Origin of the sequence: Pseudomonas lactucae (assembly GCF_016937615.1) — a bacterium.
Lineage (GTDB): Bacteria > Pseudomonadota > Gammaproteobacteria > Pseudomonadales > Pseudomonadaceae > Aquipseudomonas > Aquipseudomonas lactucae.
On record NZ_JAFHKI010000150.1, the window covers coordinates 24,679 to 32,341 of the forward strand.

General features: G+C 59.7%; 5 protein-coding genes and 2 pseudogenes. 4 read left to right on the forward strand and 3 right to left on the reverse strand.

What is annotated here, in order from left to right; genetic code table 11:
• Nucleotides 1–8 precede the first annotated feature (8 nt).
• Nucleotides 9–1,403, reverse strand: coding sequence for a sensor histidine kinase (locus JWR98_RS24205; RefSeq protein WP_003173526.1), 1,395 nt, complete (start codon nt 1,401–1,403; stop codon nt 9–11).
• Nucleotides 1,381–2,064, reverse strand: coding sequence for a response regulator transcription factor (locus tag JWR98_RS24210; protein ID WP_003173528.1), 684 nt, complete (start codon nt 2,062–2,064; stop codon nt 1,381–1,383). The genes JWR98_RS24205 and JWR98_RS24210 overlap by 23 nt, the downstream gene beginning before the upstream one ends.
• Nucleotides 2,065–2,380: 316 nt before the next feature.
• Here JWR98_RS24210 and JWR98_RS24215 point away from each other — a divergent pair.
• Both JWR98_RS24215 and JWR98_RS24220 read left to right on the forward strand, forming a co-directional pair.
• Nucleotides 2,381–3,273: pseudogene (locus JWR98_RS24215) on the forward strand (hypothetical protein).
• A 281-nt stretch (nt 3,274–3,554) separates the two neighbouring features.
• A complete protein-coding gene (locus tag JWR98_RS24220; RefSeq protein ID WP_205491418.1) occupies nt 3,555–4,043 on the forward strand; it encodes a hypothetical protein in 489 nt (162 codons plus the stop codon).
• Nucleotides 4,044–4,226: 183 nt separating this feature from the next.
• Here JWR98_RS24220 and JWR98_RS24225 read toward each other — a convergent pair whose 3' ends face one another.
• Nucleotides 4,227–5,135 (reverse strand): MurR/RpiR family transcriptional regulator, encoded by a 909-nt coding sequence (locus JWR98_RS24225; protein WP_078732882.1) that lies wholly within the window; start codon nt 5,133–5,135, stop codon nt 4,227–4,229.
• A 284-nt stretch (nt 5,136–5,419) separates the two neighbouring features.
• On the opposite strand from JWR98_RS24225, the gene JWR98_RS24230 reads away from it, so the two are divergent.
• Both JWR98_RS24230 and JWR98_RS24235 read left to right on the forward strand, forming a co-directional pair.
• On the forward strand, nt 5,420–7,357 hold the full coding sequence (locus JWR98_RS24230; protein ID WP_078732883.1) for a bifunctional 5-dehydro-2-deoxygluconokinase/5-dehydro-2-deoxyphosphogluconate aldolase: 1,938 nt from the start codon (nt 5,420–5,422) through the stop codon (nt 7,355–7,357).
• 87 nt (nt 7,358–7,444) lie between these two features.
• Nucleotides 7,445–7,663: pseudogene (locus tag JWR98_RS24235) on the forward strand (myo-inosose-2 dehydratase); the annotation flags it as partial.

The following is a 7,663-nucleotide window of genomic DNA, read 5'->3' on the forward strand; positions in this document are numbered from 1 at the left end:
AGGTGTTCTCAGGCTTCAGGCATCAACTGCTGGCGGCACTCCAGCACCAACCGTGCTCCGCCTTGCTCGCTGCTGCCCACCTCCAGCTTGAACCCATGCAGGTTGATGATCGCCGCCACGATCGACAAGCCCAAGCCGAACCCGCCTTGCTGGTCGCCTTCATCCACGCGGTAAAACCGTTGGAACACCGCCGCACGTTCCGCCACCGGGATGCCCGGCCCGGAATCGTGCACTTCGATGCGGGTGCTGCCGGTATCGTTGAGCCCACGCAAAATCACCGTGCCCCCCGGCGGGCTGAACTTGATCGAATTGCTCAGCAGGTTGGACAGGGCTTCGAACAGCAGCGCGCGGTCGCCGGTGATCCAGGGCAGGGACTCCGGCGTCTCCAGTACCAGTTGCAACTCGCCTTCTTCGGCCAACGGCAGGTAGAAGTCATGCAACTCGCGCAGCAGTGGCAGCGGGTCCATCACCAGAAAACCCGAGCGGCGCTGGTGGTCTTCCAGTTCCGAGATTCTGAGCAGGCCACGAAAGCGCGCCATCAGGGTGTCGGTCTCGGCGATGGCGTCGTCCAGTTGCAGGGCATGGGGCGACTCGGTATCGGCCTGTTGCTTGATGCGGTAGAGGTGCGCCCGCAGGCGGGTGAGCGGGGTGCGCAGGTCGTGGGCAATGTTGTCGCACACGCCCTTGACCTCGTTCATCAGCTTTTCGATGCGGTCGAGCATGGCGTTGACGATGGCCGCGAGCATGTCCAGTTCGTCACGCCGGTTCGACAGCGGCAGACGGTGGGTGAGGTCGCCGGCGACGATGGCTTCGGCGCTGGCCTGGATCCCGCGGATACGCCGCAACGGCCGGCGACGCAGCAAATGCCAGCCGGCGGCGCCTGGAATAATCGTCAGCGACAATGCCCACAGCAACGCATGCCAGATGATACGCGTCACACCAAACAGCGAACCGTTGGCGCGCACCAGCACCAGCCAGCGGCCGTCGTCGGTGTGGGTGGCCACGGCGTCGCAGCTGTCCTTGGGCAGTTTGGGGTCGTCGGAATCGACGCAGTTGGCCAGCGCGTGGATCTTGCCATCCAGGGGCAGGTCGGGCGGGATCGCGCGGATCGGGCCGCTTAACGGGTGGAATTGTTCGTCGAACAGGCCGTAGGCATCCACGCCCTTCATGTCGAAGGTCATGCTGGTGGTCAGCGCTTCCACCAGTTCCTCGCCGTCGAAGCGTTGGAACAGGTGCTGGCGCTGCAGCAGTGAATGGCGCGACAGGTCGCCCAGGTACCCGGACACCTCGTAATACAGCACCCCCATCAGGATGCAACTCCAGGCCACGAACAGCGAACTGTACAGCGCCAGCAAGCGGCTGCTGGACGAACGCCAGCCCTTAGAGGGGTTCAGCAATGACATAACCGGAGCCTCGTACCGTGCGAATCAGCGGCGTGAGGCCCGGTGGGTCGATCTTCTTGCGCAAACGACCGATGTGCACGTCGATCAGGTTGGTCCCGGGGTCGAAGTGATAGCCCCAGACTTCCTCGAAGATCATCATCCGCGACAGGATCTGCCCGGTGTTGCGCATCAGGAATTCGAGCAATTTGTATTCGGTGGGCAGCAGGGTCAGGGGCTGATCGGCGCGGCTGGCTTCGCGGCTGATCAGGTTCAGTTCCAGGTCGGCCACGCGCAGCGCGGTCTCGAATTCCTTGACCGTGCTCTTGCGCCGCAGCAGTACTTCGACGCGGGCGGCCATCTCATCGGAGGCGAACGGCTTGGTGAGGTAGTCATCACCGCCGGCGCGCAGGCCGCGCACGCGCTCGTCCACATCGGAGAGGGCGCTGATCATCAGGATCGGCGTCGACACGCCAATGGTGCGCAAGGTGGTGACGATGGCCAAGCCATCGAGTTCGGGCAGCATGCGGTCGAGGGTGATCAGGTCGTAATCACCACTCACGGCACGGACCAGGCCCTCGCGGCCGTTGTCCACCCAATCTACGTCCAGTCCATGGCTACTCAGCTCGGCGACGATCTCGCGAGCCGTTACGGCGTCATCCTCGATGGTCAAAATGCGGGTCATAGGATTACCTGGTGAGCGATTCGCACTAGAAGTACGGGTATTTTGCCAAGAAATAGCTGAACGCTTCCTAAATAAAACTTCATGTGTTCAGGGGTAACTCAGCTTTTATGACGGGCACCCTTAATCAGAGCGCTGTCCGGGGCGAGATTGCATTACGCCCGCCCAAAGCCGTGGTTTCTTGCAACTTGCATGGGTTGGCTAAGTTCAATTTAGTTAACTAACTGAAAAATAAGTATTTTTATTTATTTTCTGACTGGCATGGTGCCTGCATTTTTGAGACGCGTACCCTCTTTTTCCTGCCAGGAGCACAACAACAATGATCACAACCACATCCACACTGCAAGCGTCGAGCACGCACTCCGGGGTTTCCTGGGGGGCGATCTTTGCCGGGGCCGCCGCGGCGGCTGCATTGTCCCTGATCCTGGTATTACTCGGCTTCGGCCTGGGCTTTTCGGCGGTTTCGCCGTGGGCCAACAGCGGTATCAGCGCCAAGGGGTTGGGCATTTCCACGATTGTCTGGCTGGCATTCACCCAGATCGTCGCTTCAGGCCTGGGCGGTTATATCGCCGGTCGCCTGCGCGTGAAGTGGGCCAACATGCATGGCGATGAAGTGTACTTTCGCGACACCGCCCACGGCTTTCTGGCCTGGGCGGTCGCCACGCTGGTAACGGCGACCCTGGTGGTCGGTTCGGTCAGCAGCGTAGTGGGCGCGGCGTGCAGGCCGGCGCCAGTGTGGTATCGGGTGCGGCACAGGCGGCCGGTACGGCGGCGCAAGGCGTGAAGGGCGATGACTATGGTTACTACGTCGACAGCCTGTTTCGCGATGACCGCCCCGTGGCCGTTAGTGACGACGCCGCACACGGCGTGGTTGCACGCATTTTCACCCGCACGCTCAGCAACGACGGCCAACTCGCCGCCGAAGACCGCGCCTACCTCGCCCAGTTGATCAGCCAGCGCACCAACCTCAGCCAGGCCGACGCCGAGGCGCGTATCGACAAGGTCTACGGCGACGCGCGCAAAGCGGTTGAAGACGCCAAGCTTAAAGCCAGGCAAGCCGCTGATACCGCTGCCAAAGTCGCTGCCTATACCTCGCTGTGGACCTTTGTCGCACTGCTGATCGGCGCCTTCTTTGCCAGCTTCGCCGCGACCTTTGGTGGCCGTCGCCGCGATGCCGTGGTGTATGTCGAAACCGAAACCTACGTTCGTTAATTCAAGGTCCATTCATTCAAGGAGAGCATCATGCGTTCATTACTACTGTGGTTCCTCGGCGTGCCGATCCCGGTGATCATCCTGATTGCGATCTTCATGCATTGATTTTAGATAAATACCTTCACGCCACACCTCTTAATGAGTGTGTGGCTTTTTTATAGATTAAAAATGTTGGAAGTGCCGCTTTCTTATACCTGTCAATGTTCACAGCTGGCGGTAGCGCTTTTTTTTCGTAATATGAGGGTGAATGCAGTTATTGATATAAAAATGAGGAATTGACGATGAGCACGAATGGCGATGCACCACGTTGCAAAGCTGATGAAGAACTGTTTTCTTCAGACGTCCATAGTGTGCCTGCAAGTACTGAACACCCTGATTACGTTCACGCCTACCCCCCAGGCGTTATAAAGTTAACTAAGGATAATTTTGAGAATGGCACGCTTGTGTGCTCGAAAAATATCGTGTCGGAGTATCAGCATGCGGCGGTTACACTTGTTTTTAATTTGAGTATCTCGGTTGGCGGGGCGCCGGTTGAGTTAAATTACCCAAGTCCTAACAATGATTTCACTGCGCGATATTCACGTACAGCAAATGGACATTCCCAGCATTTCAAGATTGAAACAGGCAAAATCAGCTTGTGTCGGCCGACAGACGATAATTACACCGGAACCTTTAAGATAACATTGGTCAATCTTGCCGATGCAGGCAGCAAGGTGGTGCTGGAGAATGGCAAATTCAATGTGACAGGATTTGCAGCTAAGCATGAGTAATGGCGTACAAGACATGAATATGCTGAGTAGGTAAGCTTTCGATATTCAGGGAGGGACGCACGTGCTTTGCGGTTTGAATCCCTCCTGTTTTGAACTGAAATAACGCCGAAGAGGATCGACGAAATATACCTTCTCATCGTGCGGTGGTTGTCACTGTTCGTGATGGCATCTGTCTATCAATACTCAATCATCAAACCCCACCTGCTCATGAATCTCATCCACCTTCAACTCCAACCGGTACGCCACCGCAATGAATAACGCCTGGCACAGGCACAAGGTGGCGCTCAACGAGCGGAAGGCAAACGACGAACCTTCATTGACCAGCAGCACTGCGTTCGCCCGCTTGGCCAGGGGCGACAGGTTGCTGTCGGTGATGATCAGGGTCTTGGCCTGGTGGTGCTGGGCGATGCGCAGGCAGTGCTGGGTCTCCTTGCCGTAGGGCGTAAAGCTGATGGCGATCACCAAGTCATTGGCGCGCACGCTGCGCATCTGCTCGCGGTAGCTGCCGCCCAGCCCCGAGATCAGGTGGATGCGTTTGTTGGTGTGCTGCAGGTTGTAGACCAGGTAGTCCGCCACCGCAAAGGAGCGGCGTACGCCGACCACGTAGATGTTGTCGGCGTTGACTACCAGGTCCACGGCTTTCTCGAAGGCCACGTCATCCAGTTCCAGCCCCAGACGCTCAATGCCCGAGAGTGTCGCATTGACGCATTCTCGCGCCAGGTCGCCGCCGCTGGCCTTTTGCGATTTGTTGGCGATCATGCTGCGGATGCGTTGCTGGTAGTTCTGTACCGGCGTGGTCTTGTGGGTGTAGGCCTCGCGGAACAACGCCTGCATCTCACTGAACCCACTGAAGCCGAAACGCTGGGAAAACCGCACGATGGCCGAGGGGTGCACTTCGCATTCACGGGCGATGTCGCTGATGCGGTCGACCATGATCCGGTCGCTTTGCTGGCTCATGTAGCTGGCGATGCGTTTGAGTTGGCGGGGCAGGCTTTCGTATTCGTCGGTGATCAGCTGCAACAGGCGTTCGGCATTGATCGGAGGGCTGGCGAGGGGGGCTTCCAGGGTGGTCTCGGGATCGGTGCGGGACATGGGCAATCCTTCTGGCGTGTTCGTCTGATGCGCTGATGGGTGGCGCAAGTCTACAGGGTAGGCGTAAAAAAATACCCCGGCATCACGGCCCCCGTGGCCTGCTGAAACGATGCACGGTGGCTGGCGTGCCATTATGCCGGCTTATTGGAAAAAATATTCCACAAAAAATAATTCTGGAATAAATATTGATTGGCGCCGCTGAACGTTCTAGTCTGCTCCCACCAAGAGCGTTTGCCGTCGCCACGGCGGCACAACGCAGGCTGATAAAAATAACAGGAGCCAGCATGGGCCAGACTCGTTTTGCCAGTGGGCGTCAATTGGATCTGATTTGCCTCGGGCGCCTGGGCGTCGACCTCTACGCACAGCAAGTGGGTGCGCGGCTTGAGGACGTGTCCAGCTTCGCCAAGTACCTCGGCGGATCGTCCGCCAACATCGCCTTCGGCACCGCGCGGCTGGGGCTCAAGTCGGCGATGCTCAGCCGTGTGGGCGACGACCACATGGGGCGTTTTTTGGTCGAATCCCTGGCCCGCGAAGGCTGCGACGTCAGCGGTATCAAGGTCGACCCGGAACGTCTCACCGCGCTGGTGTTGCTAGGCCTCAAGGACCGCGAAACCTTCCCCCTGGTGTTCTACCGCGAAAACTGCGCCGACATGGCGCTGCGTGCCGAGGACATCAGCGAAGCCTTCATTGCCTCCAGCAAAGCGCTGCTGATCACCGGCACGCATTTCTCTACCGACAGCGTCTACAAGGCCAGCATCCAGGCCCTGGACTACGCCGCCAAACACAACGTCAAGCGCGTGCTGGACATCGACTACCGCCCGGTGCTGTGGGGCCTGGCGGGCAAGGCTGACGGTGAAACCCGTTTTGTCGCCGATCAGACGGTCAGCGCGCATGTGCAGAAGATCCTGCCGCGCTTCGACCTGATCGTGGGCACCGAAGAAGAATTCCTGATCGCCGGCGGCAGTGAAGACCTGCTCACCGCATTGCGCACGGTGCGCGGACTGACCCCGGCGACCCTCGTGGTCAAACTCGGCCCGCAAGGCTGCACGGTGATCCATGGCGCGATTCCATCACGCCTGGAAGACGGCGCGATCTACCCCGGCGTACGCGTCGAGGTGCTCAACGTGCTGGGCGCCGGCGATGCGTTCATGTCGGGCTTTCTCAGTGGTTGGCTCGTTGATGCCAGCGATGAGCGTTGCAGCCAGTTGGCCAACGCCTGCGGTGGCCTGGTCGTGTCACGCCACGCCTGCGCCCCGGCCATGCCGACTCCCGCCGAGCTGGATTATCTGTTTAACAGCCCGGTGCCGATCACCCGGCCGGACCAGGACGTGACCCTGCAACGCCTGCACCGCGTCAGCGTGCCGCGCAAGGCCTGGAAGCAACTGTTCATCTTCGCTTTCGACCATCGCTGGCAGTTGGTCGACCTGGCACAACGCGGCGGGCAGGACCCGGCGCGTATCAGTGAGATCAAGCAGCTGTTTATCCAGGCCATCGAGCGCGTGGAAAAAAAGCTCGCCGAGCAGGGCGTCGATGCCGACGTGGGCCTGTTGGCCGATCAGCGCTTCGGTCAGGACGCGCTCAACGCCGCCAGCGGTCGCGGTTGGTGGATCGCGCGCCCGGTAGAAGTTCAGAATTCGCGCCCGCTGGCCTTCGAGCACGGCCGTTCGATCGGCAGCAACCTGATCGGCTGGCCCCAGGAGCAGATCATCAAGTGCCTGGTGCAATACCACCCGGATGACGAGCCCATGCTGCGCCTGGAACAGGAAGCGCAACTCAAGGCGGTGTACGACGCCTCGCTGGTCAGCGGCCATGAGCTGCTGCTGGAAGTCATCCCGCCCAAGGATCACCCGTCCACTTATCCCGACGTGCTCTACCGCAGCCTCAAGCGCCTGTACAACCTGGGCATCTACCCGGCGTGGTGGAAGATCGAGGCGCAGTCGGCCGAGGACTGGAAGCAGCTCGACGCACTGATCCACGAACGCGATCCGTACTGCCGTGGCGTGGTGCTGCTGGGCCTGAACGCGTCGGCGCAGTTTCTCGCCGACGGCTTCAAGCAGGCCGGCCAGAGCACCACCTGCCGCGGGTTCGCGGTTGGCCGCACGATCTTCCAGGAACCGAGCAAGGCGTGGATGGCGGGGGAGATTGATGATGAGACTTTGATTGCGCGGGTACAGGCTACCTTCGAACAACTCATCAATGCCTGGCGCAGTGCCCGACATTAAATCAGGGCAAATGTGGGAGGGAGCAAGCCCCCTCCCACAGAAAGCAGATCCCAGTGAATTCTGAAGATAAAAACAAAAGGTGCAGCCATGCCCGCAATCCGAATTGGCATCAACCCGATCTCCTGGAGCAACGACGACCTGCCGGCCCTGGGCGGCGAAACGCCCTTGAGCACCGCCTTGAGCGAAGGCAAGGAGATCGGCTACGAAGGTTTTGAACTCAACGGTAAATTCCCCAAGGACGCCAAGGGCGTCGGCGATGTGCTGCGCCCCTATGACCTGGCGCTGGTCTCCGGCTGGTATTCCAGC

What these genes read in the sequence shown, in the direction of transcription:
- JWR98_RS24205 (WP_003173526.1), bottom strand. Translation starts at nt 1,403, where the DNA reads ATGTCATTGCTGAACCCCTCTAAGGGCTGGCGTTCGTCCAGCAGCCGC.
- JWR98_RS24210 (WP_003173528.1), bottom strand. Translation starts at nt 2,064, where the DNA reads ATGACCCGCATTTTGACCATCGAGGATGACGCCGTAACGGCTCGCGAG.
- JWR98_RS24220 (WP_205491418.1), top strand. Translation starts at nt 3,555, where the DNA reads ATGAGCACGAATGGCGATGCACCACGTTGCAAAGCTGATGAAGAACTG.
- JWR98_RS24225 (WP_078732882.1), bottom strand. Translation starts at nt 5,135, where the DNA reads ATGTCCCGCACCGATCCCGAGACCACCCTGGAAGCCCCCCTCGCCAGC.
- JWR98_RS24230 (WP_078732883.1), top strand. Translation starts at nt 5,420, where the DNA reads ATGGGCCAGACTCGTTTTGCCAGTGGGCGTCAATTGGATCTGATTTGC.